Source organism: Candidatus Bathyarchaeota archaeon (assembly GCA_026014745.1).
Classification (GTDB): domain Archaea; phylum Thermoproteota; class Bathyarchaeia; order Bathyarchaeales; family Bathycorpusculaceae; genus Bathycorpusculum.
This window is the reverse complement of record JAOZHS010000001.1, coordinates 868,237-893,645: the sequence shown is the minus strand read 5'-3', so window position 1 is coordinate 893,645 and position 25,409 is coordinate 868,237. Positions and strand designations below refer to the sequence as shown.

Sequence of the window (25,409 nt, the reverse complement as noted above, 5' to 3'; positions counted from 1 at the left end):
TTTCTTTTTTATAAAAGTTCTAAGAGAGAGCGCCAAGTTTTCGGACGGGTTTGTTTTTAAACAACTGCTTTACTGCATCGATTTTGGAAGCGGATATGGAAGCTAAAAGAGCAGTTGCGGGCCCAGCGGATTTTGCCAAATCAACCTTCACAAAATCAGGCGAAAAGTGGAGGCCTGAAGAAGCGGACAAAACTTCAATTTCATGCCCCAGCCCCTCAGAGCCAACAGGTAAAACTTCATGCATACCCTCAACACTCAAAAGCTTCAAAACATCAGCGACACCACAAATTCTGCCTTCTGCCTCAGCAGGCACCACTTCTTCCCCAACAGAGGGGTCACCAATGGCGATGACGACATCGTTTGGCTTTGAAACGCCAATGCGCAACGCCGCTTTTTTGCAGGTGCCCACCACGGTTACGCCTAGGCCCGTTTGTTCTACGCTGATGTTTTTCTCGGTACTACCCGTTACAGCCGACTCAGGGTCTAATCCCGCCAAGATTGCTTCGTCGCATACTCCTCGCAGTATCTCCCTTCCGGTAGGTTCGTATTCTACGCAGAGGTTATCTGCAACGCAAAGGGGTAGAGCGCCAACTGAGAGGGTCTCCATGAGAGCAACTCGGGCGGTGAATTTACCTACAGTATAACCGTCGACGTGGACATAGTCAAGTGGTTTAGGACCTATGCCGCCTAAAGAGTCGCAAGCGATAACGAGCACGTCATCTGCTGTGTATTGGAAAAGTCGCAGGTCGCGGGGGGTTTTTAGCGGAAAAAATGGGTGGGTGAGGTTCAAATTGGTTTTTTCCCTCGTATGCCAGCGTAGACTAGGCCTGAGGCAACGCCGTTGAGCACAGCAGCGGTGAAGACAAACGGTAGTAAAGCGATGGCTATGGCTAAGCCGTAGTTGGGGTCAGGTGCCACAACGAAGGTGAAGAGGGTGTTGATAGCTACTCCGACGCCTAAGGCTGGTAGGAAACCCCATTTTTTGTTCATTTTGTTTAGGGTTCCGATGGCGGCTCCAGCTAGAACCATGCCAAGGGCGATTGGAATGTGGAGGTAACCTAAGGGGAAGCCGCTGACGACTGCGGTTGCGAGGTGTCCGAGGCCACATACTGCTGCGCCTTCTTTGGATCCGAAGTAGAGGGCGACAAAGAAGCCTGCTGCTGAGTCGAAGGCTAAGCTGCCAAGTGGGCTGGGGATTTGGATGAGTGCGCCGACTGCGCATAGTGCGGAGAAGATGGCGATTCTTGCGATGCGGATGCTGGTTCGGTTGCTTGTTAGGGTGATTTGGAGGTTGTTTTGGGTCATGGTTGGTCAGGTTTTAGAAGGCTGAGGATAAGGCATAAAAGACTATCTACACGTATTACATACGTAATACAGGTGCTATTTGTGGAAATCATAAACGTCCGATTACCAGACAAAATCGCCAAAGACGTCGACCAACTCGCCAAAAAACACGAACTAACCCGCAGCGAAGTCATCCGCCAAGCCCTAACCATATACCTCCACCTCACCGAAAACGTCGGCACCATGCTCCGCCCAATAGTCTTCCAAGTCAAACCCGCCCAAATCAGCTACACCCGCCACGGCGACGTCTCCATCCTAAAACTCCCCACCGGACACGCCATAGTCGTCGGCTCCACCTCCAGCGGCGCAGTCGGACCCAAACCCCAAGACCAAGTCAAAGTCAACGGACGCGTACTCGGCAAATTCTTAGGTCGCGTCGCTTTGATGGATGTAACCGCAACCGGCGCCTTCCCCGTACTTCTCTCAGTCACCTTAGGCGTAGAAAAAGACCCCACAGGCAACGAAATAGCCGAAGGCATCCGACGCGAAGCCCGAACCATAGGCTTAGACCCCAACCAAGTGCTTATGGAAAACACCGAAGACAACTTCCAAACCACCCAAACCGGCGCAGGCCTAACCGTCGTCGGATTCGCAAACGAAGATGAACTCCGCCTCGGAAAAACCAGCCCCGGAGACCTCATCGTAGCCGTAGGCAAACCCAAAGTAGGCCAAGAAGTCATAGCTGCAGAAGCCCACGGAGAAATAGCAGACCTCAAAAACATTCTCCAACTCAGCCAACGCAAATACGTGCATGACATTTCATGTGTGGGCGGCTTCGGCATCGCCAGCGAGGCACGTATGATGGCGTATGGTGTGGGGCGTCAACTTAAGCTTGTTGAGAGTTCAGGGTTGGATTTGAATAAGTCGGCGGGTCCAGCCACCGTCGTCTTAGCCACCATAGACCCCCAGAGACTGGAAGATTTAGAGGCGCTGATTCCTAAACCAATCAAAGTAGTTGGAGAAATCCTCTGATTTAATGCGCGCTTGCAAGGATGTGTCCGTTGCGGTCGATTTCGCCACGGCGAATCCGAGTTGTTGAAATGGGCTCGAAATTCTCGGCGGGAACCATGTCTACGGTAATGATTTTTAGTGGAGGCAACCCTCTGTTTTGGCGTTTTTCGTTAATGGCGTCGCCGGTTTTTTGGGTCTCTTGACTAACCACCAACGCCTCTAATCCTTCACCATCCATCGTTTGCCCAAAGGGGTCATCTAAGGCAACAATCTGCGCTCGCTGAGCCACTCCCGAAGCCTCCAGAAACTGTTGCAGTTCTCGACGCCGCGCTGCAAAAGACGAAGTCCGATGCGGCTTACCCATTTTTGCCACAAACACATCCGAGGTTAAGCCGATAACGACTTTTTCGCCAACTTCAAAAGCTTTGGCAAGAAGTGCTTTGTGACCACGATGCAATTCGTCGAAAGTCCCGCCAACCCCTACTTTCTTGAATTTCGTCATGTTATCAGCCTAGCGCCTTGAAAATCGATTCCGCTAACTATCACTTGTTCAGACGGCAAAATCTCTTTAAAAGCTTCTGCTACCAACCGAGCTTTCTGTTTATGCACCACAGCATGTACGGCGTGTCCAATCATGTTTTGGGCTGCGCCAACCGCCCCCGCCTTCTTGGCAACATCCACAAGTTGGCAGACGCCTTCAGTAGCGAACCCCGTTTTCTGCGCGAAACTCCAGCAGCAATCCAAAAAATTCTGCAAAGTCGGCGCCGCCAAAACAGAAGCAAGGGTTTGTTTGCCATACCCGTTTATTTCACGTTTCTTCTCAGGCGAGGCAAGGATAGTTTTGGGGATTTTTGTTTTAAAGAAACCTGCCACGATTTTGTAGTCGGGGCTTATGGGGATGCGGTCGATTTGGCAGATACCCGGAGCCCCAGGCGAAACCACAAGGATGCATCCGCCGCCAAACGTTAACGAACTCACAGTTCCCAGACCAGTTTGACATTGAATTTCGACTGTGTGGGCGATTCTGCCAATTTGATTATAGGTAAGCGGCAAGTCAATAGCTGCGCACAACGCGATGCCTGCGGTTAGGGCTCCGCCGGCGCTGGTTCCAAAACCGGTGCCTATGGGGACCTCAATTTTGTGTTCAACTTTAACTGCGAATTTTTTGTTTGTTTGTGAGAGAAGCGCGTTTATCATGGCTTTGGTGGTTTTGGCTTCAGGCACAGGGACGGAGTTGATGGATACGTCGATGCTGTTTTGGGGGGCTTCCTCAACGGTGACTTGGGTGTGGACGCCACGGTCCAATCCGAAGCCGCCGCCGATTGCGCCCATCCGCTCCAAAGCAGTTAAGGGCACCCCATTTTCGGCGTCATGTATCTCAAAGAAACTTGAAATGGCGCCGGGTGCAAATGCGGATGCGGTTTTACTCACTTTAGTTCACTTGGTGTTCCTTTCGCTTTAACGATGGAATTGCTCGGTAGGCGGCTTTTATAATTGGCGGTCCCAGTAGCAGAACAAATGGAACCTCTGTTGCAAATGTCCAAATGAACAGGGGAAGAACAACCCAAGAAGCCAGAGCCTCCCCGAAATATCCAAGGAAAAGTGGGCTGACAGCCACTACAGTAACGGAAAGCAACATTGCACCCATTATTTGACCCACCACAGCACCAATAGCGTAGCTTCGCCATTCCTTATAACGAACAGAAACTACACCGATAACCGCTAAACTAAGGATAACGGTTAACACAAAAGTAGCTAGAAACGCTTCAGTTGATAAACCAGTAAAAGCCACAAAATCGGGAAGGAAAACCAGAGTTGGAACAAGCAGACCTACGGCAGCTATTGTTAAACCTGCAAGAGTTTGTTTGAGGCTAATGTTTCTTAAGGCTATGTAACCAATCAGGAAAAAGACAATAAAGTTGGCGGGTACGCCTGCAACGAGGCTTAAGGCGGCATTTCCGTGCACGACCATGTCGCGGATAAAGATTCCTATAGCCGCGCCTAAACCACCCACCCAGGGTCCATATAAAGCGGCGAACACAGCAGGTATTACTACGGCAGGTAAGAAACCTACGCCGAGAAAACTAAAGCCAGCTGTCAAAATCCCAAACGCAGCATAAAGCGCTGCACTGATTCCGATTACGACTACATCTTGAGTTTTTAGGTGCAATGCAGATTGTTACCTCTTTGAATTTAATTTTGTATTTTTTGATAAAGTTAAGCGTTTAAGTATTCCGTTTATAATGTTTAAACATGTTTAAATCTGGATAACACATTTATTCGCACGCAGAACTCATGAAGAGGCTTTTTAAGGCGAGAAGAGGTAAATCATATAGCATTTTTGGGGTTAAACACATGAAAATTGGGTACCCTTGTATCAATAACTCAATTGGATGCACCAGCGGTCACACTTTTCGCCTTAAATCCTACTCTGAAGAGCGCCTAAAAGACACCATAAAACAAAATCTGGACTGCCTCCAAAAAACGCTCGAGTACAACAAAGTGCATGGTCTTCTGTTTTTTCGGGTCTGTTCAGGCATCGTCCCCTTCGCATCACATCCCATTAACACCTTTAACTGGCAGAACCATTTCAGAGACAAGTTTGGGACAATCGGCGCCTACGCCAAACAGAGTGGCTTTAGAATCTCGGTTCATCCCGACCAATTCACCCTAATCAACTCACCCAGCCAAGAGATTTTTGAGAACAGCAAAAAAGAACTCCTATACCATGCCCAACTGCTCGACCTCATGCAACTAGACACCCAAGCCAAGATACAGATCCACGTCGGCGGAGCCTACGGCAACAAAACCCAAAGCATGCAAACATTCATCGACCGATATAGAACCCTTCAAGAAGCGATAAAGCAAAGATTAGTTATCGAGAACGATGAAAGACTCTACAACACCGAGGAGTGCCTAGAGATTTCGGTTAAAACGGGGGTTCCGGTGGTTTTTGACGTGTTACATGACAAAATTAACCATCAAACAGCCTTCAGAGGAGACTATTTTGAGAGGATGAAACAAACTTGGAATCAGAAAAGGGATGGGTTGCCGATGGTTGATTATAGCAGCCAGAAAATCGGCGGCAAACCGGGTCAACATGCTCCCACGCTTGACGCTGAGGATTTCTCGTTGTTTCTGGCTGGTACTCAGGGGTTTGATTTTGATGTGATGCTTGAAATTAAAGACAAGGAAACAAGCGCAGTGAAGGCTCTGCTTTTGGCTGAGGGTGACCCAAGGATAGTTTCATAAGGTTTGTGCTTGGGCAGAAGAAAAGTAAGAAAACTACTTTTTATGTCGTTTTATGCGTTCTTGCCGTTGGGTTTTCTTGCGCCAGTCCTTTTTGCGTTGGGTCTGCATGGAAAACCTTTCTTGACGGGGAACGTCGAGTTTCCGATACCTTGACACATTCATGTAGAAGGTTTCGGTGTCGATTTTTTTATCTGCTAAATCTTGGATATTTTGGTTAAGTTCTTCCTTCGCATCAGGGTCGTTTACTTTGTCGAAGGCTTCAGAGTAAACGAGGTATGCGGCGTGGAACGGAAAGTTTTCGAGGTTGTCGATTAAAAGTTTTTCAATTATAGGGTTTTGTTGGTTTGGTTCTTCAGTCATGTTTATTCCGCTTTGAATGTAGGCAAGATAGTTTTACACCCTTTTATAGGTGTGCCTTAAAGAAAAAAGGTTTGGGGTATTAGCTTTCAATTAAGCGGAATAAATTGGAAGCTTTTTATGACTACCTCAACTGGTTGCCCATTAGAAGGAGCATTACCTCGATATAGCCAGAAGTTGATGTTGGCTTTTGCGTCGCCTAAGTCAACGGATTTGTTGCAGGTAAGTTTAGCGATGACATTAGAAGCGGGTTCGGTTCCAACGGGATAATGCCCAGCGAAAGTTTCAAAATATACTGATTGCGGTTTATAGGTGAAGTAGTGGGTTGTGTAGCTGCCGTAGAGTTTGAGGTTGAATGTTTTTTGGTTAACGCCTGCAATGAAGGGCGGCGGTTGTACAGAGAACCAGCTGTTAGGGTAACTTGCATCGCCCCATTTGGCAAATTCAATGTCGATTTCATGAGTGTCATCTTTATACGCGAATAGGCCTAAAACTACGTTCTGGTCAAGTTGGTCTATGCGTCCAATGGTGTAGAAGGCGTAGGTGCCGTATCCTAGGGGTTGGGTGCAGGTTACTTCGGCGCAGTACCATTTGCCGTTGCGTTGAGTGATTTTGAGGTGCAGGTAACCGTTTGAGTCTAACCAAACGTTTTGGGTGCTGTTTGACCAGTAGTTGGGGCCGGGGTTGGTGGCTTTTTCGTTGCTGTTTCGGACAAGCCATGTGTAGCCTGACCATTTGATGTATGTGGCGGAGGTTGCAGCGTCTACAAAGGGTGAGGGTGCGCTTGAGTTGATCATGGTGGGGGTTGCTTCGAGAATTATGAGGGTTAAGAAAGCTATTATGAGTGTGCCTGAGAGGGGTTTTTTCAGTCGCATGCTCAAAAAATATGACAGTTTAGCCCTCTTAAGGTATTTTATCAAAAAAGTCGGCGTTTTGTTGCATTAAAGAAGTTATGGTTTTGTTTTTTAACCATATGAGTGGAATTAAAGGTGCAACAAAAAGGTGCACTGAAAATTCAAACAAAAAACCAACCAAAAAAATCGAAACAAAACAAACCGACCGAAAAATCACATCAAATACACAAATCAACCGACCCCAAAACAAACTAAAACGGAAAACAAAAAAATTCAATAAAAAACGCAATTAAAACCCAAAAATCACCTATTCCGCGACTGATTTAATATATTCCCAAATCTTGTCGCCCACATAATGCAGCGTCTTCACCATCGGCCCCTTCTTTGTTATTCGAGCAGTCGCAGCATCCATAAGGCTCTCCCCCAACGCCAACGCCTTGCCATGTTTCACGTCAACTACCTGGACAAAGTCACCTTTACCGAATTCTCCTTCCACACGCACAACACCCGGCGCCATAACCGTTGCGCCTTTGCAAACATAAGGCACTGCACCCATGTCAACGACGATTTTTGGGGCACCCACAAGAAACTCGCTAAACAGCAACGTAGGCAGCACACGATTCTCCGCTTTGAAGAATACCGGTTTGCCGCCGACAACATAAATTAGCCCCACACTGGACTCAATAACTTCGACATTGGCTTTGGCGCCGAAAAGCGCTTCAAGGTCAAGCTTTAGGCAAGCAGATGCTTCAGCTAGGAGTTGTTTGGCTTCTTTAGCTTTTATAGGGTATCTTCGTTGAGTGGACATGTTGATTCGTCTGTATTGGGTTCTTGGCTGGGTTTATATGGGTTTTCTTGAGGTGCGGTTGGTTTGCGGTGGAGATACTTCTGGGATAGCTTCTCCACGTCTACTTTGAGGATGATAACCGTGATGATTATGGTCAGAATGACAGATATGATTACGGAGAGTATGAAGGTGGTTTCTACGCTAAGACCAAACCATGATTCTGCAACGTCGCCTAGCCAACCACCTAAAAAGACGCCGGCAACCGTAATGGATAGTTTCCCCAGAAAATATGCAGCAAAAAACTTTGCTGGGCTATACTTCATCAAACCCAACGGGATAACTATGGGTTCATCGGGAATAGGGGAGGCAGCCGCTACAAAAAGCAACGGAAAAGCCCAGCGCCGGATCTTTTTAGCGTCAGTGTTGAGCCTTTCTTGGCGTTTCTGGCTCAGGTGCCCGCTAACAAAGAAGGTCACCATATAATGAATCCCCTTGGCTAATGCAGCAGCAAACGCGATTAATACGCCAACCAATACTAAGGTGGCGATGTTAGCGTCGCCTAAACCAACGCCGACGGTTGAGGCTATCAGCAGGTTTGAGGGTCCAGCGAATGGAATCAGGTTTAACCCAAAAGCAGTTGCAAAGATAATTATGAAGTCAATTGGTGAAGCCATTCTGCTGTGCCCTTTCTTTTCCAGAAAATAGTAACTCTCCGCTTATAAGTGCGTGCGTGTAAATTTCCCCGAACAGCCCTGATTAGCAAAGCGGACGGTCTATAAGATATTCTGTTCCGCAACTTAGATAGGTTTAAATGTCGAGAGTTCAAGTATAGAAGAGATAAAGATACTTGAGGATTCCAATATGAGCGAAATGACAACTGAAATCCTTGAACAGAACCTCAGCAAAATCGTGCTGGTTCGCTTAAAAGGCGGCAAAAGCCTTAGAGGCAGGCTGAAGGGTTTCGATCAACATTTAAACTTAGTACTAGAAGAAACAGAAGATACAACCATAGTAGAAGACCAAAAGAAACTGGGACTTATCATCGTCCGCGGAGACAACGTAGTCCTTATTTCTCCTCCACCTAGGTGATTGCCGTGGGAAAAGGCACTCCATCAATGGGTAAACACGCGGGCAAAACCGTACACATCATGTGTAGACGATGCGGCAGACGTGCTTACCATGTACGCAATAAACGTTGTGCTGCCTGCGGTTTTGGCGAACAAGCCACACTCCGCCGCTATCACTGGCGAACCAAGACTCTGCAAAGAGAAAGAGTCGCAACAGTCCGGTAATCGCTCAGTCCTCTTTTAACATCTTTTATTTTTGTTATTTTTTCCTTCGTCAGTTCAGTTCATGCTTGTCTAAAATACTCCCGCGTGACTAAGGGCACTGACTGCATTGCAGCACAATTAAGATAATAAACTGTTACTCTTACGGGTTATCTGGTGTACTGGATGAGGGACGCCATTTCTTTGCCAGATACAACCACAATACTAAGCCAATTGTGTTTGCGGCAATCATGGGCACCGCGATTTTCCCGACAATAGAGAGCGCCTGAGTAAACGGAACAAGCAGCAAAATCATGCCCATAGCCGCTGATTCCAGCACTAACCCAAGCAATGCACCCTTCAAGAGATAGAAACGCCCAGCAATCCACATAGACACTAAACCTGAAACCAAACCAATCAGTATGGTGGATATGGTACAGGGCAGAGCAGTCGCGCCGCCAACCGTGTATCTTTGAACGCCGCCAATCACGCCTGCGAGTAATCCACCGACGGGTCCACCTGCTAAGCCCGCAATCATGGCGGAAAGTTCGCGGACATTTATGATTGTGCCGTCAGATAGCGGGGTACCCATGAAGGTTCCAAATATTGCCAGTAACCCAAAAATGACGCCAACGGCGATTTTGGCGAATACACTGTTTTTTTGAGGACTGGCTTGGAATAATTTGAGACTTTGTGCGGTTAAAGCGATGACAATCATAAAGGATGCTGTTGTTAGCAGGTAGACAATGCTCATCAGGTTGGATACTATATCAGTCATGAGTTTTGTTTCGCCTCTTCAGTATTAGGGGTTTATGGAGCGCCAGATAACCATACGCCACTCCGTTCCGTAGATACCCACAGTTATCCAGTAGGCTTCCTTGTTCACCAGAACCTTGGAATTATCAGCAAGGTTGGTGTTATAATATTGATAAGTGCCATACCCTGAAGGGGCAGCGGCGACTTGGCGAACAAAATTCTGCACCTCGGTATAGTTGACGTAGATGGGGTCGGTGAAGAGGTTTTTACCCTGCTGCGCGGGGTCAGGGTCATAGATTAAAGTGCCGTTTGTCTGCATACCCCACATCGAATAGGGAGAGGCGTTAACAAGTTCATCGATTATGGGGCTTATGAGTTGGTAGGGCTGTATGACAATGCTCAGTGCGCCGATGAATTGTTCGTCGTCGTCAAAAATTGGCGCAACTAACACGACGCCGGGGAAGCCTTCTACCAGCGGAATTAAATTGCTCATGGCGGGTCGCATGGTTTTGTGCATCTGGATGTTTTGTTCTTGGGCGCTGATGTCTTCGCTGATGATGCTACTGTACTGGGCGGGTTGAACTGCCACTAGAACGTTTTGGGCATCAGAGGTGGCGGCGTTAACGATAAGTAAGGAATTATTCGTGTAAAGGTCGTTTAGGATTTCGTCTGCTTGGGGACCACTCAAGCCTGTAGTGGAGAGTCGTTGGCAGGCGGCTAGGAGTTGTTGGTCTAGGTAGGCTAATTGTGTGTCTATGTTTGTTTGGGCATGGATAAGAAGAGTAGCCATTTCCTGTTTGATGCTTTGCTGGGTAAGTGTCTGGTTAGTGCTATACTGATAGATGTTGAAACCTACGGAGCCTACCAGTAAAGCAAACAAAATTGCTGCTACAAGTATGGTTTTTGCCATGGCTATCGCTGTTTCTTCAGAGGATTAGCCGTTTAAGGGTTTGTGCAGTCAAAATGTGACAAGCGCGGCATAAACTTGCTTGAGAAAACAAAATAAAAAGAAAGGACAGGGTTAGTCGTTTGAGGTGTTGTAGTAGCCTTTGTCAACCTTGACGAAAATCAAGGGACCGCGGCTCTGCGCCATCTCACGTGCCCTGTGCAAGGTATTGTTGACTGTGCTGAAGATGCGTTCTTTGTCTGTGAGGAATTGGTTGCGTTTTTCTCCAAGTTCCATTTTAAGGAGGTTCTCGGCTAAGATTTCGGTGCCGCAGATTTCGCCGTTTTTGATAAGTGTGGCAACGACGATTTCTTGAAGTTCTTGTTTGTTCTCGATTTTTTGCCAGAGTGGTTCTGCGCTGCTGATGGCTTTGGTCATTTTGTTCCATTTGTTAGCGCTTTGGTCGCCGATGAGTAGTTTTACGCGTTCCTTCCATTTCTTGAACCATATGCCAGTCCAGACAGTGAGGTACTCGTCAAGTTCCTCTGGGTTGTCTCGGAAAAGATGTTCTAAACGTTCAACCAAGGTGCATTGGCTTGCTTCGGCTCCGATTAGGTTCCAATGAAATTTGAGGTAGTTGGTGAAGTCCTGACAAGCCACTTGTAGTACTTTGCGGTCAGACCCCGAAATGTCTAGGGCCGGTTCCGCGTCTTTCAATTTCTCCCCTATCATAATTTCAACAAAGTTCATGTTGATTCCCGCTGAAGCCCTCTCCGTTTATTGTTAAAGTCCTAGGTTTTAATTAAACCTATTTTTTGATATCTTATTAGTTCAGAAATCAGCTTTATAGCAGATATTTCACAAATTGATATATTAAAAAATTCTACTCAATGTGTTGGGGAAGGGCATTTACGTTGGGTAATATCAAATCGGGGTCTTCTAAAGCCAATTCTTCGCGGCCGTATAGCCCGGAGAGGAAAGCAACCGTTTTTGCACCTGCTGCCTTTCCAGCGCGTATGTCGCTTACTGAATCTCCTGCCATTAAGACGTCGCGCATCTCAATATCCAAAGCTTCGACACAGTGGATTAATGCGTCTGGGGAGGGTTTGGGTTTGGCGGTGTCCAGGGCAGTCATGACATAGCTAAAGTATTTGGAGATTCCAAAGTAGTCGAGTTCTTTTTGTACCACCTGGTTAGGAACAAACCGCATCGTTATTACGGCTAGCTTTGCACGGCTAGAAAGCGCCTCTAAAGTGGAGATAACGTTTGGCATAAGACGGGCTTTAGCTTCGCTTACAGAGTAGAAGGCGTCAAAGTATATGGGTAAGAGCCGTTTAGTTTCGCCGTTGGTTATGTCGTTTAGGGATATTCCTTTTTCTAGTCGACGGGGAATTTCTAGGGCGACGGAAGGTTTTGGGGGGGTTTGTCCGATGGCGTGGAAGGCTATTCTGGCGGCCTCTATGTAGGCGTCGGTGGAGTCTACAAGTGTGCCGTCTAAGTCTAGAAAGATAGCTTTGGCTTTTAGTTTGTTGATGCTCATGGTATGTTTGTTTTTTGATTGTTTTTTGGGGTTTAAAGGTTTCTGAGGTTTTTTCTGGTTTTCCCGCAATAGCCCCAACTATATTTTCTATATATATTATGGAGGTTACCTCTATAGGTCGCCGAAGCCCATCATAACCTGAAAATGGAAGGTGAAAAAAAGAATGCTCTCAAGAGATTGTGATGGCTGCTCAAACCTAAAACCATGCAGCAAACGGTACCAAAGAACCCGCCACGGCGACAAAGTCTACTGCCCCGACGGAACCGCACACCTAATAGACTCCGACAGTGTCCCCCAGAACCCAGAAATGTTCTGTCTAATTCCAGCAATACAGTAACCAAGCAGAAACCTAAATAGGTACACTGAAAGGTACGCCCAAAAAGCGTACCTCGATTTTTGTTAAACAATAGATCAAATTTTTCTTTTGTCTCTTTGTGTGGGTTTGGCGGTTTACAGGATGCCACATGATGGTTGTTGGTTTGGGTTGCTTTTTGGGTTTGCAACGTCGCTCTGCGTCTATTTGGACGTGGCATAACCAGATTCACCCACACGCCTAACATGCCGCTATGTTGAAATCGCAGCGGTGTGCATGTGGAAGTATGTATGGATTGGTTTTTTCTCCACAAGACCAACACCACAGCAGCAACGGCAAGGCTGAAACTTTCATTCTTGCTCGGTTTGCTTTTGCGCCGTGTCTTTTCTTAGAAACCGAAACGCAGCCACACCGGCAGCCACCGCGATTATACCCATCGCCACTAAGATGGCTATTTGCACCCAGTCTAAATCTAGAAAAACGGGGTTTTGAAGACTTGGCGTCGGCGTAGCGGTAGGTGTAGGAGTAGGTGTCGGCGGAGGGTCGGGTAAAGAGGCAAGAGAAATAAAATCGATACCATCGAAATACATAAAAACTATTAGGTTCTGTCCTGAATCATAAACAATCGATTCTACACTGCCTATTGGGGAGGTTTCAATAACACTTTTTGTTCTAGTCGATATAATGAACGCTCCATCTGGGAAAGCTGCAAATATTACGCTCTTTACCGGGTCATAGACAATGTCAAATGGACCAACATGTTCTTTGGGGCGTGGTATCTCAATAGTATCAGTCACCGTATGCGTCTTATCGGATATGACAAGAACGGTATTATTGTCCATGGGCAGATATATTTCGCCTGTTGCTGAATCGTAGGCTCCAGACCCAACATGACGTGTAATGTTGCCTAAAGGTATGGTTGCAATAACAGAGTTGTTGGAGTCTGATATGACGGAAACGTAATTTTCAGACTGCTCAACATAGCTCACGTAGCTAACATATATCTCTCCTTTCTCTGAATCGTAGGTTAAGCCTTGTGGCGCGGGATGGGCGGGATAGTCTCCTAAAGGAATAGTTGCCACAACTTGTTTGGTAATACATGAGATTACTGTAACTCCATTAGTATAGTTAGTATACCCAGAAGTATAGTTGTAGGTTTGGTTGTGGGTGATAGTAAACATTTCTCCTTTGCCGGAGTCATAGACCCACCTAGAAGGGCCATCAATAATGCTTGTGTTGGGCTCGATGGTTGCTATAACCGAGTTGCTTTCATCAGATATTACCGACACTGTATTTTCAACGACAACGTAGACTTCGTGTAGTGTAGAATCATATGCCACTGGATGTGGGTCAAGAGCAAATGTGAAATTTGCAAGCACTGAACTGTCGTTGTCTGATATTGCAACAACGGTGTTAGTTGGTGAGTAAGATGGCAGATTACCCTCAACGCCCCAATATCCAGTGAAGTAGTCAGGGGCGACCCAAATTGCGCCTTTATAGGAATCATACACCATCACTGGTACGCAATGAATAGGAACTCTTTTGACTACTTCAACTGCCCGCACTGTACTTGCAGAGGCAGAAAGAACCAAGAGTGACAAGATTAGGGCAAATGACTTATTTTTATCCATAGTTAGCAACAACCTCTGGAAGTAGGAACCGACACCGCCCCTTTTGCCCTTTCATATGTTACCGATTGGCTATTGGTTGCTGTTACTTTATGAGGTTTTACATTACTCTGAAGTTAGAGAAAACTCTTTACTTGTTAGCGTTTCTCTTCTTCTGAATACATACAACAATATTGTCATTACCGCAATTACTAGAATAGCTATTACAGCTATCAATAATGAATTGATTGAACTTGGGGCTATAGAGCCTGTGTTAAGAGTAGGCTTGCTTTGGCTTGAAGTGGACGTAGTTGAGGCGGAGACCTCTGGAACTATTGGAGTCGCATTTGGAATTTGATTCACTGTTTGACTTCTATTAACTGGTGATGAGTCTATAAAAAAAGAGATAACTATTTTCTTTTGCAGATCAAAAACATACTCGGTTTCGTTTAAATAATAGCTACCTTGTCCTTGTGAATCTATTTTCAGTGTATGCCACCCGACGGGTATTTGGGTGAGTGTGAAGTTATGCTGTAGGACCTGAAAACTGTTCCAATGCCCAGCATCGGCTCCAGGTGGAAAGGGACACCATTTGCTGCTATTCATCCAATCTCCCTGATAGGAGCTTATGAGATGGACAGATGTGGAGATTCCGGGAAGGCTGTTAATTTCTTTGGTGAAACAAACGTTGATTGTCCCATTGGTGTATGTTGCATTTTCTTTTGGGCTTAACAATTTAACTGAAAGAACCGCATTGTCTGGAGGAGCTGTATGAGTTGGAAAAATCATCGGATTGGCTTCAGCAACAACCTGTAGCATAAGCAGTAATGATAACACCAGAGGGGAAGCATAGAGAAACAGTCTCTTCCTCAAATTCATCAGTTACCTTTGGTCGCTGTTACCTTATGAGGTTTTACATTCCTGCCTAAGCAGTTTTAGACTTACGCTTCTTAGAGAAAATCAAGGGTATTGAAGTCATAGCTAAAAACAATTCACCGCCGCCACCGCAACGCGACTGGCAAGCAATTAGGCAGGCATATTGAATTCGCCGTAGTAACCCACATTGCGAGCCAAAACTGGCCGTGCAGCCTGCGACGAGTTACAGAATTTGCCAATAAGCGACATCAACTGATAAGAAGCTTTAAGCGCCAAGTTCAAATCGCTGCTGGTTAAGAATTTGGCGTCAATGTTTAGGGCAGAACCCTGTATGCAAGCAGAAATCTGAATGGCACCGTCCTCAGTTATCCACTTTAGCGTGACGCCCTGCTGATTCTCAGAAACCCCCAACCAACGGAGCAGCCCAAACCATTTGCCTCTCAAACTCAAAATCAACTGTTGCGTCATCAAATCGGAAGGCAGAAACGTCTGGATAAGTGGTGCAGTTGGGGTTTCGTGACGTGGGGTATGGAGTTTGAGTTGGGTGATTTTTGGGGTTACGCGGTAGCCGTCGGGTTCCTTTTTTATGATGCCTTCTTGTTCGAGGCGGCTAAGGATACGTGAGAGCGTTTCGGGGTGCAGTCCAGTTCTACGCTTCAACCCATCGAAGGTGAAGGTGGCTAAGCCTTCAGTTTCGATTAGCGCCAAAACGTCCGCGTCGCGTTCGCTAAGGCTGCAATCGGTTGGTGGGCTTTGCCAATTAACATTTAGAACTGGAATCATTAAGATGCATTGCTGAAATGTTGCTTTTGAAGGTTACTCTAAAAAGTGCAGGAAAATACGAAAAAGATACAGAGAAGAAAAACTGCTCTGTTTAGCTTAAAGTTATCTTTTCGCCCGTCACAATGTAGACGATTGATTCACAGACGTAAACTGCATGGTCAGCGATGCGTTCCAAATATCGAGTGATAAGAGCGCTGGAAACGATGCAGCGACTGTTGGCTTGCGCTTGCTCCACGCTGATTAGGCGGTCAATGTACTCAAGGTACATTTTGTCAACTTGTCGCTCGGTTTCCGCGATTGTTTTGGCGAGGTTTATGTCGAATTTTTTGAGGGCTTCAATGCTGACTTTAACCATGGAGAGAACTTTTTGGCTCATCTCGGAAAGGTAATCCTTAATCCAAGTTTCACATTCTTTTAGCCCATTGACTTTCTCGTTAATGGCGGATATGTCTAGGGCGTATCGTCCGTATCGGGCGAAGTCGTTGCCGATTTTCATGTAGGATTTAATTGACCGCAAATCCGAAGCGACGGGTTGGTAGCGGCTGATTAATTCGAAGGTTTCGTCTTCGACTTTGTTTGCCATTGATACCAGTAGGTTGCTCATTTCGCGGACTTGGGTTTGTACGCTTCGACCTTCAAGGTAGCCGTGTATTGATAAGCTCAGGGTTTCATAGGTTAATTCGCCCATTCGTATCAGTAGCACGGATTGCTGCTCTAAACCGCGGTCAATTATTCTGTTCATAACGTTCTCTCGCTTAACCGAATTCCCCAGTTATATACTTCTCGGTTAATGAATTTTTAGGTGACTCAAAAATGTCTTTTGTTTCGCCATATTCAATGAGCGAACCCAGATACATGAATGCGGTGTAATCGGAAACTCGGGAAGCCTGCTGCATGTTGTGGGTCACGATGGCTACGGTATAGTTGCGTTTTAACTCCACTACCAAGCGTTCAATCTTGGCTGAAGCAATGGGGTCTAGCGCGGAGGTGGGTTCATCCATCAATATAACTTCAGGCGCCAACGCAATAGCGCGAGCAATACAGAGACGCTGCTGCTGACCACCCGAGATGCCTGTGCCTGGTTTCTTTAGGTCGTCTTTGACTTCTTCCCAAAGCGTGGCCTGCTCCAGACTTTTTTTAACAATCGCGTCAAGGTCTTTGCCTTTAGATGCACCTGTAAGTCTGAGTCCCGCAGCGACATTGTCATATATTGTCATCGTGGGGAAGGGGTTGGGTTTCTGAAAAACCATACCAACGCGGCGTCTAATCATGACGGGGTCAACTTCAGAACCATAGATGTTTTCATCATCTAGAGTAACTTGCCCAGAGACTTTAGCGCCAGGAACCAATTCATGCATTCGATTCAGGGTGCGGATGAAGGTGGATTTGCCGCAGCCAGAGGGTCCAATGATGGCAGTGACAGCGTTTGATTTAATTGACAAGTTTATGTCTTTTAGGGCTTGTTTTGTGCCAAACCATGCATTGAGGTTTATGCTTTGCATTTTTACGTTATCCAATCTGGTCACCTTGATATTGAAATTTTTCCGAAACGACCTCGACTCACTAAGCGTACACCTATGTTTAAGGCTAAGACTATTAAAATCAACACTAACGCGGCACCCCACGCTTGTGCTTGATCCGCCTGAGAGGGCAGCCGTGAGTCAAGGAATATTCTTAACGGTAACGCATCCATGGGCGCGTTGAGTCCTTGGAAGAAGAAGCTGCTGCCCAAAATCGTTAACAAGATGGGTGCGGTTTCGCCTGCGATTCTTGCTATAGCGAGCAGAGTGCCAGTGATTAAGCCATCTTTAGCAGAGGGCAACACTACGCTTAAGATGGTTCGCCATCGATGAACACCCAGCGCCATGGAGGCTTCTCTAACGCTGGTAGGTACAAGTTTGAGCGATTCTTCAGTAGTTCGTGCAACGATGGGGATTAACATAAAGGATAGGGCTACGGCACCCGCTAGGGGGGAAAAGCCCATGTGGATTAAGCCGACGACTATTAGGCTGTAAGCGGTTATGCCCACAATGATGGAGGGGAACTCTGTTAGGATGTCGTTGGCTGTTCGCATCCAAGACGCATACTTCTTGTTGCCGCCGAATTCAGAGAGATAAACGCCAGATAAAACGCCAAGCGGGATGCCTATGACGCTGGTTAAAGCTACGAGGATAAGGGTGCCTTGTATGGCGGGGCCTATGCCGCCTTGTTGACCGTTTGCAGTTAAGAACTGCCAGTTGATGACTGGAGCACCCCGCACTATGACCTCAAAGAGTATGCTCAAAAGAGGGATAATAGCGATTATAACGCAGATTAGACAGAGCACATAGAATAGTTTGTTTTTGAATTTGCGGAAATGATAATTGTCAAGTTTAAGCCGCGCAAGCAACTTATCCAGCATTACTCTACTGCCCCTCCTTTGATTTTCAGTACCCGAGTAACCATCACATGAGCTATAACATTGATGATTAAGCTGATAGCAAGCAAAACTACCCCAGCCGCAATGTATGAGGAGCCTTCAAGCGGCGATTGTGAATCAAAAAAGCCGTTAGCGATTAATGAAGGCAAAGTTTGACCAGGCTGGAAAAGTGACGTAGGCATGGCGGCGGGACCGACAGCATTTCCGATCACCATGGTTACTGCCATAGTTTCCCCGACTGCTCGCCCCAGACCAAGAATGACTGCGCCAAAGATGCCAGAGCGCCCATAACTAAGGACCCAGTGGCGGATAACTTCCCATTTAGTTGCGCCGATACTGTAAGCGCCTTCACGAATAGAGTTGGGCACGGCAGAAATGACTTCGCGTGTAACAGAAGCAACTGTTGGGATAATCATGATGGCCAAAATGATGCCTGCGGTGAAGAAGTCTAAACCGAAGGGGGTACCGCTGAAAATCGGTATCCAACCGAGGTAAGTATTGAGCGGAGTTTCAATATAGTTGAGTACAAAGAAGCGGAGGACAAACAAGCCCCAAAGGCCAAAGATAACGCTGGGCACCGCTGCAAGTAATTCTACGATGTATGATAAGGGGACTTTGATGAATTTGGGGGCCATTTCCACGAGGAATATGGCTATTCCTATGCTTAGGGGCACCCCGATGAGCAGGGCGATGCCTGAGGTGATAAGAGTGCCTAAGATGTAGGGAAGAACGCCGTAGTCTTGGGTGACATGGTTCCAGCTGGTTCCTGTCAGGAAACTAAATCGGAAGGTGCCTAAGGCAAGCGAGGATCCAGTGATGAGGATATAAGCGTTGATTAGTAGGATAACAAATGCCGAGGCGGCGATGACCATCGCTAAGACCTTGAATATGTTATCGCCTGTCAGCTTGACTTTCATGCGGAATCTGCCTGAATCTTGTAAACACTAGAGAAAAAAAAGGTTTGGGATAAGGTTAATCGAACCTCATGATATTTTAGTGGGTTGGAATGGTTTGGCCGTTGAAGGTTATGCTGTTTAGTGTTGCTTCGTCGATTTGTACCAAGTTCGCTGGAAGCGCCGCGTATGATAAGCCTGAAGCGTATTGCTGACCGTCATGAACAACGTACCAGATGTATTGAACCACTGCAGTTGCTTTCTCCATGGTCATTCCTGAAACCACGCCGAGGTCTTTGTAGACTAACATGAAGGTTGGGTTAACGATGGGGTATGCTTGTTCGCCGGGAGCGTTGAGGATTACTACGTTAGACCAGCTTTCACTGCCTGAGGGCAATCCGCTTGATGGAAGAGATGCGGCTGCCGCGGTTGTAGATTCAAGACTGGGTAAAACGAAGTTTCCTGCGGGGTTCTGTAGAGCTGCAACGGTAACGTCGTTTTGGAGGGCATAAGCTAATTCGATGTATCCGATGGAGTACTCTGTTGATGTGACTGTGCCTGCAACTGCTGAGTTTCCGCTTTGACCTGTTCCTATAGGCCATTGGACAGTGGTGTTAGCGCCGACTTGTGATGCCCAAGTGGGGCTTACCAGTGAGAGGTACCGGGTGAACCAGTTGGTTGTTCCGGAACCATCTGAGCGGTGGACAACAGCTATCGAATGGTCAGGTAGCGTTAAATCGGGGTTAAGAGCCACGATTGCTGGGTCGTTCCATTTTGTTATTTCTCCCAAAAAGATGTCGGCAAGAACACTACCACTTAATTTTAAGCCAGAATCAACTCCGGGTAGGTTATAGCCAACAGTAATTGCGCCGATGCTTTCAGGGATATGAAGGGCATCTGTAGCTGCTGCACGTTGAGAATCAGTGAGGGCTGCGTCTGAGCAGGCGAAGTCAACGATTTTGTTTGTGAAGTCGGTTACGCCTTTTCCGCTTCCTCCGCCTTGATAGTTAATTTGAACGTTGGAATGTGCGGCGGAGTAAGCTGTTATGGTGGCGTTAAGAAAAGGCTGGGGAAATGTAGCGCCGGAAGCGTTGATGAATACAGAAGAATCCGTTGAGGGGGTGGCCAAGTAGGTGTATGCTACTACTGCACCTATTATGATAACTATTGCAATTAATGCAACTAAATATGAAGTTTTCATGTTCTCGTTTTCCTCGAGGAGAGTTTATTGAGGAACACGTTATATATATTGAACCTAAGTAAAACCCATAGACTATATAGATATATCATATATAATAAGCAACCACAATATGGCTATAGTGGAGTCTACACTTGTGACCTCCCAAGAAGCAGAAAAAGTATACGAAGAACAAAGAAAACTCCAGGTAACAGGCGGCTCAACCTTCATCTTATCTCTACCCAAAGAATGGGCAACCAAAAACGAACTAAAACGCGGCAGCTCCATGATAGTCCGCGAAGAAGAAGACGGTTCCCTTTCCATAGCACCCTCCACCTTTCCCAAAAAAGAAAAACAAGATGAAGCCTTCATCAAAACCAATCAAAACGATAACCCCGACGCCATCATGCGAACCGCCATATCCGCCTACCTAAACGGCTACAACGTCCTGCACGTCCGTGCAGCGGGCCAAAAACTTCTCTCATCCAAAGTCCGCAATCACCTCAAAACTTTTGCCCGACACTACCTCGTCGGCACCGAAATAGTAATCGACACCCCAACTGACTTAACTCTCCAAGTTCTGCTCAACTACCCTGAACTAACTGTACAGAACGCGTTAAGTCGCATGTCCATCATCGCGTCATCCATGCATAAAGAAGCCATGGCAGCGCTCCGAAAACTCGACTACCAAAGCGCTAAAGCCGTCATAGAAACCGACCGCGAAGTTAACCGCTTCGGCCTCTACATCGTGCGTTTACTCAAACTAGCCGTAACCAACCAACGCATCGTTAAAGAAATCGGGTTAACGAATCAAAAAGAATGTTTAGGGTACCGTCTCATCGCTAAATCAGTGGAACGCTCAGCTGACCACGCCACCAAAATCGCTGAGGACACCTTGCTGCTTAAAGAACCCGTCAGTGAAGAGTTGCTTACGAAAATTGACCAGCTCAGCAGCTTAGCTAACTCGATGTTTGAAAACGCCATGGAAGCCCTCTTCAAACATGACTTCAATTTAGCTGAAAGCGTCATAGAAAAATTAGGTACCGTGCATCGGCTGGAAAAGGAAGCTGTTTTGTCTTCACAAACCGCCAAGATTGAAGAAGTCGTAAGCTTGAGATTAATCATTGAGAGTGTGCGTCGCACCGCGGAGTACGCCAGCGACATCTCTGAAGTGGTGCTTAACCTCAACGTAGAAAACGTTTTGGGCTAAGCCCGTCTCTCATTTTTTGTTTGTGACTGAGTTTTAGGTTTCCTCAGTCAACAAATACTATTTTACCATATCCTTTTGCGGTGAAAACATGAGTCAACTATCCAATCCGCTAGAAGTCTTAAAATCACTCTCAGACGCCACCAGCTTACTTATCAAAAAAACCTCGCAATCCGTTGTCGCAGTTAAAGCCCAAATGTCACGGGGCACAGGCGTAGTCTTAACCAAAGACGGCTACATAGTCACCTGCAATCATGTCCTTGCCGGATGCAGCGCCGTCAAAATTGGGCAAGGAGAAAAAACATTCAACGCAAAAATCGTGGGCACCGACCCATACAATGATGTTGCCTTACTTAAGGCGGAGAGAGGGGAATTTACCCCAATAGAAATGGGGGACAGCGAAAAAATCAGTGTTGGCCAATATGTTTTGGCATTGGCTAACCCGTTTAACAAAAACCAGCCCACTGCCACATCCGGCATGGTTACTGGCGTGAACAGCACCATCCGAGGGTGGAGGGGCGCAACCGCGATGGATAACGTCATCGCCACCGATGCCCAACTAAACCCTGGGTTTAGCGGTGGACCACTTGTCGACGTGCAGGGCCGACTCATCGGGATTAACACGGCGTATGTGTGGCAAAGAGGCATCGCAATACCCGCAAACAAGGTCCGAGGTATCACTGACCGCCTTATGACTGGACGCACTGCAGAACGCGGCTACTTAGGAATAGTTGCCAATACTGTTGCCATCCCGCAAGAAATCGCTGAACAAGCAGGGCTAGAACAAGAAACAGGCGTTATGATCTTTAGCGTCGAACATGGTTCCCCCGCACGCAAAGCGGGCTTAGCGATGGGCGATGTTTTGGTGAAGTTTAACGGTAAACCCGTAAATGACTTCTACGATTTGCCCAGATTGCTTAGCGAAGACGTAATCGGCAAAGAAACCCCCGTTACCATTATCCGCAGAGAAACCCTCATCGAAACAACCATAATCCCCACTGTCCAAGGAGGCGAACAAGACTGAACCGAGCCCCCTTAGAAATTGACCCGCCGTCTCCGATTCCTGCGCCGCCGCTGCGTCGACGTCCATCGCCGATGCCGCAGCTGGGTTTAGTTCCGCAATCAGACCCGTCAATGCGGCTGGTCATTGATGAACGCTGGAACTAAGCGTCTTTTCTTTTTTATTTTTTTGTGATGTTTAAAATAACTTATAAGCAGATTCCGCTTACTCAATTGTGAGGTCTAAAAATGCAGGCATGGTTGGCTTTTCTTGCAGGGGTACTGATGGTTATTGGAGCAATCATGATTGTTTTTGCCTGTAGCGGCATAGCTTACTATGGGTTAGCGGTACAAATCGAAGCCGCCCTCTCCATTGTTCTCCTTGTTGCCGCAGCCATACTCACTTGGCTCTTCTACAAAGGCGTCAAAGCGCAATACAAAAAAATCAAAACAGGCAAAGAAGCCCTAATAGGCGCAGTAGGCGTCGTCACCACACCCTTAACGCCTAAAGGCGAAATCCGCGTTGAAGGCGAATTCTGGCAAGCCACCAGTCGAAACGGCGAAATCCTAAGCGGCCAAACCGTCCAAGTTGTCGATATGGATGGTATGTTTTTAGTGGTGCAGCCGACTATGCAAAAAGCTTAACTTCACAACAGCCGATACGGTGGAGTGAAGGGAAGAGATATGGTTGACATTTTAGTCATCACATTGGGTTTTTTAGCTATCTTAGTCGCGATTTTCTTCTTAAGCGGTATTCGGGTTCTAAAAGAATGGGAACGTATGCCCGTGCTTCGCCTCGGTCGTTACGTCGGTTTAAGAGGTCCCGGCATATGTTACCTGTTGCCCTTAATTGACCGCTCCCCCGTCCGCATCTCCACACGCCTCGACACCATCCAGTTCCGCACCGAATCCACACTTACCAAAGACAACGTCCCCGTCAACGTGGACTCCGTGCTCTACATGAAACCCGTTGACCTTGAAAAAGCAGTGCTGCAAGTCGAAAACTACTACCAAGCCACCCAACTTGCCGCTCAGACCACGTTACGAGAAGTCATCGGCAAAGTCAGCCTCAATGACTTGCTCGCTGAACGTGAAAAAGTCGGCGCTCACCTCCGCGAAATCATCGACGAAAAAACCGAAGCCTGGGGCATCAAAGCCACCGCCGTGGAAGTCCGAGACGTCATCATCCCAGGTAACCTCCAAGACGCCATGAGCCGCCAAGCCCAAGCTGAACGGGAACGCATCGCACGTGTCACCTTAGCCACTGCCGAGTTTGAAGCTGCACAGAAAATGATTGAAGCTGCAAAAATGTATGAGAACAGCGCTGAAGGGTTACGGCTCAGATGGATGAACATCCTCTACGAGTTGGGGCAACAAGCGGGCACAAACACCATCATGCTGGTGCCGGCAAATATGCCTGAAGCTGGTTGGCCACCCGTGGGCACTTATGGCTTAAAAGAAATCCCCACAGGCAACCCCGAACATAAACCCCCACAGAAACCAAATGCTAAACGGCCACAACCATAGCCAAGCGCCCGTAGGTTAAGCGGTTTTTACCGCTTCCACGGTGCTTTTCAGCAGATAAGCTGCGGTGTCTTGACTGGGCCAACTGCCTAACCCGCAGTCAGGACCCGTGAACTCCAATAGTTCCCCATATTTTTCTTTGGCAAACCGATACCGCTTCTGAATGACGGCTAAGGAGTCAACTAGGTCTTGGGCAGATGGGTTGGTTATGCCTTTTTCGTATTGTTCCGCCCAGAGACTATCAATATCCGTTCGAGTGATGCCTACGCGGATGCGTTTGTCGGCCTTTTGAAGCATACTCTTAGAGACGGAGTCTATGTTTTTGGGTGAAGCCCCATACTCAAAAGACAACACATCAATACCTTGAACGGGCAACAAGTCATAAATTCCTGACGCAAAATGCAGATGAAGCTGCTTAGTTGTCCCCTCAAAAGCGTAGGCTTTCTCAAAGGTCTCCCGAATCAACTCGGATGAACCTTGGAAGCTGCTATGCCCATAACTGGGTTCATCAATCGAAACCACCGCTGTTTCGATGTATTTGTTGTTTAAGATACTGTTTTTTGCGAAGCGGTTGATGGTTTGTGTGAACCCATCTAACACGTCGGGGTAGGGGGTTGCACCGACTATGTTGAGGTACTGCTCAATGGGACCAAACATGCAGACGCGGAGCAGGATTTTTTTGCCGTATTCCTCGCTTAAGCGTTTGGCTTCTTGAGCTATTGGGTATATTTCGGGGAGAAATGCTTCGTTTTTGTTTACGAGAAAGGAGCCGTTTTCCATGGCTGCGCGTATGGCGTCTCCGACTTGTCGAAGACCGCTAAATATCGACGGAAAATTGACAACGTCAAGACCCGTGTCGAGTTTTTTCTTAAAAGCCTCCACCACCACATCGTAGAAGTTTTGTCGAATAAACTCGTCGTCTTCGGGGGCTTGGTGGTTACGTATGGCGTTTCGGGCGGCTTCGTAGGCTTTGGCGTAAACCTCACGTTTAATCTGATTTGGCAAAGGAAAACTGCCGACGTCATCAACCAAGTTTCCATAAAAGATATTGACCTGAAAATGGTATTAAAGTGCTATCCAACCAACAAACCTTTGAAAGGTATGTTTTATGTCACAAAACTGCGTGTTCTGCCGCATCATAAACAAACAAGCACCCTCAAGCATAGTCTACGAAGACGACCAAGTCATCGCGTTTCTGAGCCATCGCCCCATAACCTTGGGGCACACGTTGGTGGTTCCCAAAAAACACTACGCAGACCTCTACGAAATCCCCGAAGAAGAAGCTGCTTACCTCTTCAAAATAACCAAACGCTTAACCCACGCCGTCCGCGACGCCACCCAAACCACAGGCATCCGCATTGTGCAAAACAACGGCGAAACCGCAGGACAAGTCGTGTTCCACATCCACCTGCACATCATCCCCATGAATGAAGGCGACATGTACCGTCATAGCGACGGAAACCGTAGTTCGGAACTTTTAGATGCTGACGCACAAAAAATCCGAAAAAACCTACTATAAACAAGGGTCTGGGCAACCCTATTTGTAGCCTATTTGGATCCTAATAGCCAATCCATGCAGAAACGATAGAGGAGGGGTCTATTCCCTAAGAGGGGTA

33 protein-coding genes are annotated in these 25,409 nt (G+C 47.1%); 10 read left to right on the top strand and 23 right to left on the bottom strand.

Features of this window, described 5'->3' with window-relative positions:
- Window positions 1-19 precede the first annotated feature (19 nt).
- Complete coding sequence (locus NWE92_04855) at window positions 20-790, bottom strand: hypothetical protein (protein MCW4028959.1); 771 nt, start codon at window positions 788-790, stop codon at window positions 20-22.
- The gene (locus tag NWE92_04850) at window positions 787-1,305 is read right to left on the bottom strand and encodes an ECF transporter S component (protein MCW4028958.1); all 519 of its coding nucleotides are present in this window, start codon (window positions 1,303-1,305) and stop codon (window positions 787-789) included. The genes NWE92_04855 and NWE92_04850 overlap by 4 nt, the downstream gene beginning before the upstream one ends.
- An 81-nt stretch (window positions 1,306-1,386) precedes the next feature.
- Here NWE92_04850 and NWE92_04845 point away from each other — a divergent pair, with 81 nt between their 5' ends.
- On the top strand, window positions 1,387-2,316 hold the full coding sequence (locus NWE92_04845) for a ribbon-helix-helix protein, CopG family (GenBank protein ID MCW4028957.1): 930 nt from the start codon (window positions 1,387-1,389) through the stop codon (window positions 2,314-2,316).
- A 1-nt stretch (window position 2,317) separates the two neighbouring features.
- Here the strand turns inward: NWE92_04845 and NWE92_04840 are convergent, their stop codons facing one another.
- The 3 genes from NWE92_04840 to NWE92_04830 are packed head-to-tail and all read right to left on the bottom strand — an operon-like array spanning window position 2,318 to window position 4,465.
- Window positions 2,318-2,797, bottom strand: a complete 480-nt coding sequence (locus NWE92_04840; GenBank protein ID MCW4028956.1) for a phosphopantetheine adenylyltransferase — start codon at window positions 2,795-2,797, stop codon at window positions 2,318-2,320.
- Window positions 2,794-3,726 (bottom strand): hypothetical protein, encoded by a 933-nt coding sequence (locus NWE92_04835; GenBank protein MCW4028955.1) that lies wholly within the window; start codon window positions 3,724-3,726, stop codon window positions 2,794-2,796. Before NWE92_04835 ends, NWE92_04840 begins: the two co-directional genes overlap by 4 nt.
- 1 nt (window position 3,727) lies before the next feature.
- Window positions 3,728-4,465 (bottom strand): hypothetical protein, encoded by a 738-nt coding sequence (locus NWE92_04830; GenBank protein MCW4028954.1) that lies wholly within the window; start codon window positions 4,463-4,465, stop codon window positions 3,728-3,730.
- A gap of 185 nt (window positions 4,466-4,650) precedes the next feature.
- Between NWE92_04830 and uvsE the strand changes: the two genes are divergently transcribed.
- Window positions 4,651-5,547 (top strand): UV DNA damage repair endonuclease UvsE, encoded by an 897-nt coding sequence (gene uvsE / locus NWE92_04825; protein MCW4028953.1) that lies wholly within the window; start codon window positions 4,651-4,653, stop codon window positions 5,545-5,547.
- A 33-nt stretch (window positions 5,548-5,580) separates the two neighbouring features.
- Here uvsE and NWE92_04820 read toward each other — a convergent pair whose 3' ends face one another.
- The 4 genes from NWE92_04820 to NWE92_04805 all read right to left on the bottom strand — a co-directional run bounded on the left by NWE92_04820 (window position 5,581) and on the right by NWE92_04805 (window position 8,219).
- The gene (locus tag NWE92_04820) at window positions 5,581-5,907 is read right to left on the bottom strand and encodes a hypothetical protein (GenBank protein MCW4028952.1); all 327 of its coding nucleotides are present in this window, start codon (window positions 5,905-5,907) and stop codon (window positions 5,581-5,583) included.
- A gap of 86 nt (window positions 5,908-5,993) precedes the next feature.
- Window positions 5,994-6,779: a hypothetical protein gene (locus tag NWE92_04815; protein ID MCW4028951.1), complete on the bottom strand. Its 786-nt coding sequence runs from the start codon at window positions 6,777-6,779 to the stop codon at window positions 5,994-5,996.
- A 286-nt stretch (window positions 6,780-7,065) separates the two neighbouring features.
- On the bottom strand, window positions 7,066-7,566 hold the full coding sequence (locus tag NWE92_04810; GenBank protein MCW4028950.1) for a DUF1947 domain-containing protein: 501 nt from the start codon (window positions 7,564-7,566) through the stop codon (window positions 7,066-7,068).
- Window positions 7,539-8,219 carry a VTT domain-containing protein gene (locus NWE92_04805; GenBank protein ID MCW4028949.1) on the bottom strand — a complete coding sequence of 227 codons (681 nt, stop codon included), beginning with the start codon at window positions 8,217-8,219 and terminating at the stop codon, window positions 7,539-7,541. The genes NWE92_04810 and NWE92_04805 overlap by 28 nt, the downstream gene beginning before the upstream one ends.
- A 187-nt stretch (window positions 8,220-8,406) precedes the next feature.
- Between NWE92_04805 and NWE92_04800 the strand changes: the two genes are divergently transcribed.
- Both NWE92_04800 and NWE92_04795 read left to right on the top strand, forming a co-directional pair.
- Window positions 8,407-8,634, top strand: a complete 228-nt coding sequence (locus tag NWE92_04800; GenBank protein ID MCW4028948.1) for an LSm family protein — start codon at window positions 8,407-8,409, stop codon at window positions 8,632-8,634.
- Window positions 8,635-8,639: 5 nt separating this feature from the next.
- Window positions 8,640-8,837 carry a 50S ribosomal protein L37e gene (locus NWE92_04795; GenBank protein MCW4028947.1) on the top strand — a complete coding sequence of 66 codons (198 nt, stop codon included), beginning with the start codon at window positions 8,640-8,642 and terminating at the stop codon, window positions 8,835-8,837.
- Window positions 8,838-8,976: 139 nt separating this feature from the next.
- On the opposite strand, the gene NWE92_04790 is transcribed toward NWE92_04795, so the two are convergent.
- The 4 genes from NWE92_04790 to NWE92_04775 all read right to left on the bottom strand — a co-directional run bounded on the left by NWE92_04790 (window position 8,977) and on the right by NWE92_04775 (window position 11,995).
- On the bottom strand, window positions 8,977-9,591 hold the full coding sequence (locus NWE92_04790) for a hypothetical protein (protein ID MCW4028946.1): 615 nt from the start codon (window positions 9,589-9,591) through the stop codon (window positions 8,977-8,979).
- A gap of 24 nt (window positions 9,592-9,615) precedes the next feature.
- Entirely contained in the window at window positions 9,616-10,479 is an 864-nt protein-coding gene (locus NWE92_04785; protein MCW4028945.1) for a PDC sensor domain-containing protein, read from the bottom strand.
- 111 nt (window positions 10,480-10,590) lie between these two features.
- Window positions 10,591-11,172, bottom strand: a complete 582-nt coding sequence (locus NWE92_04780; protein ID MCW4028944.1) for a hypothetical protein — start codon at window positions 11,170-11,172, stop codon at window positions 10,591-10,593.
- 166 nt (window positions 11,173-11,338) lie between these two features.
- Window positions 11,339-11,995, bottom strand: coding sequence for an HAD family hydrolase (locus NWE92_04775; GenBank protein MCW4028943.1), 657 nt, complete (start codon window positions 11,993-11,995; stop codon window positions 11,339-11,341).
- A gap of 163 nt (window positions 11,996-12,158) precedes the next feature.
- Here NWE92_04775 and NWE92_04770 point away from each other — a divergent pair, with 163 nt between their 5' ends.
- Window positions 12,159-12,332: a hypothetical protein gene (locus tag NWE92_04770; GenBank protein MCW4028942.1), complete on the top strand. Its 174-nt coding sequence runs from the start codon at window positions 12,159-12,161 to the stop codon at window positions 12,330-12,332.
- Between the two features lie 326 nt (window positions 12,333-12,658).
- Here NWE92_04770 and NWE92_04765 read toward each other — a convergent pair whose 3' ends face one another.
- The 8 genes from NWE92_04765 to pstS all read right to left on the bottom strand — a co-directional run bounded on the left by NWE92_04765 (window position 12,659) and on the right by pstS (window position 20,087).
- Entirely contained in the window at window positions 12,659-13,939 is a 1,281-nt protein-coding gene (locus NWE92_04765; GenBank protein MCW4028941.1) for a hypothetical protein, read from the bottom strand.
- 102 nt (window positions 13,940-14,041) lie between these two features.
- Window positions 14,042-14,794 (bottom strand): hypothetical protein, encoded by a 753-nt coding sequence (locus NWE92_04760; protein MCW4028940.1) that lies wholly within the window; start codon window positions 14,792-14,794, stop codon window positions 14,042-14,044.
- A 147-nt stretch (window positions 14,795-14,941) separates the two neighbouring features.
- The gene (locus NWE92_04755) at window positions 14,942-15,574 is read right to left on the bottom strand and encodes a MarR family transcriptional regulator (GenBank protein ID MCW4028939.1); all 633 of its coding nucleotides are present in this window, start codon (window positions 15,572-15,574) and stop codon (window positions 14,942-14,944) included.
- Window positions 15,575-15,665: 91 nt separating this feature from the next.
- Window positions 15,666-16,316: a phosphate signaling complex protein PhoU gene (gene phoU, locus NWE92_04750; protein ID MCW4028938.1), complete on the bottom strand. Its 651-nt coding sequence runs from the start codon at window positions 16,314-16,316 to the stop codon at window positions 15,666-15,668.
- Between the two features lie 13 nt (window positions 16,317-16,329).
- Window positions 16,330-17,076: a phosphate ABC transporter ATP-binding protein PstB gene (pstB, locus tag NWE92_04745; protein ID MCW4028937.1), complete on the bottom strand. Its 747-nt coding sequence runs from the start codon at window positions 17,074-17,076 to the stop codon at window positions 16,330-16,332.
- Window positions 17,077-17,096: 20 nt separating this feature from the next.
- Window positions 17,097-17,975 carry a phosphate ABC transporter permease PstA gene (gene pstA / locus NWE92_04740; protein ID MCW4028936.1) on the bottom strand — a complete coding sequence of 293 codons (879 nt, stop codon included), beginning with the start codon at window positions 17,973-17,975 and terminating at the stop codon, window positions 17,097-17,099.
- A complete protein-coding gene (pstC, locus tag NWE92_04735) occupies window positions 17,975-18,910 on the bottom strand; it encodes a phosphate ABC transporter permease subunit PstC (protein ID MCW4028935.1) in 936 nt (311 codons plus the stop codon). The genes pstA and pstC overlap by 1 nt, the downstream gene beginning before the upstream one ends.
- Window positions 18,911-18,986: 76 nt before the next feature.
- Window positions 18,987-20,087 (bottom strand): phosphate ABC transporter substrate-binding protein PstS, encoded by a 1,101-nt coding sequence (pstS, locus tag NWE92_04730; protein MCW4028934.1) that lies wholly within the window; start codon window positions 20,085-20,087, stop codon window positions 18,987-18,989.
- Between the two features lie 133 nt (window positions 20,088-20,220).
- Between pstS and NWE92_04725 the strand changes: the two genes are divergently transcribed.
- The gene (locus NWE92_04725) at window positions 20,221-21,273 is read left to right on the top strand and encodes a phosphate uptake regulator PhoU (GenBank protein MCW4028933.1); all 1,053 of its coding nucleotides are present in this window, start codon (window positions 20,221-20,223) and stop codon (window positions 21,271-21,273) included.
- 88 nt (window positions 21,274-21,361) lie between these two features.
- Window positions 21,362-22,294: a trypsin-like peptidase domain-containing protein gene (locus NWE92_04720; GenBank protein MCW4028932.1), complete on the top strand. Its 933-nt coding sequence runs from the start codon at window positions 21,362-21,364 to the stop codon at window positions 22,292-22,294.
- Here NWE92_04720 and NWE92_04715 read toward each other — a convergent pair.
- Complete coding sequence (locus NWE92_04715) at window positions 22,245-22,418, bottom strand: hypothetical protein (GenBank protein ID MCW4028931.1); 174 nt, start codon at window positions 22,416-22,418, stop codon at window positions 22,245-22,247. The genes NWE92_04720 and NWE92_04715 overlap by 50 nt on opposite strands.
- Window positions 22,419-22,518: 100 nt before the next feature.
- Here NWE92_04715 and NWE92_04710 point away from each other — a divergent pair, with 100 nt between their 5' ends.
- Window positions 22,519-22,914 (top strand): hypothetical protein, encoded by a 396-nt coding sequence (locus NWE92_04710; GenBank protein ID MCW4028930.1) that lies wholly within the window; start codon window positions 22,519-22,521, stop codon window positions 22,912-22,914.
- Between the two features lie 24 nt (window positions 22,915-22,938).
- On the top strand, window positions 22,939-23,796 hold the full coding sequence (locus NWE92_04705; protein ID MCW4028929.1) for an SPFH domain-containing protein: 858 nt from the start codon (window positions 22,939-22,941) through the stop codon (window positions 23,794-23,796).
- Window positions 23,797-23,811: 15 nt separating this feature from the next.
- On the opposite strand, the gene NWE92_04700 is transcribed toward NWE92_04705, so the two are convergent.
- Window positions 23,812-24,825, bottom strand: a complete 1,014-nt coding sequence (locus tag NWE92_04700; protein MCW4028928.1) for a hypothetical protein — start codon at window positions 24,823-24,825, stop codon at window positions 23,812-23,814.
- Window positions 24,826-24,901: 76 nt separating this feature from the next.
- Here NWE92_04700 and NWE92_04695 point away from each other — a divergent pair, with 76 nt between their 5' ends.
- Complete coding sequence (locus NWE92_04695; GenBank protein ID MCW4028927.1) at window positions 24,902-25,312, top strand: HIT family protein; 411 nt, start codon at window positions 24,902-24,904, stop codon at window positions 25,310-25,312.
- The last annotated feature ends 97 nt before the right edge of the window (window positions 25,313-25,409 follow it).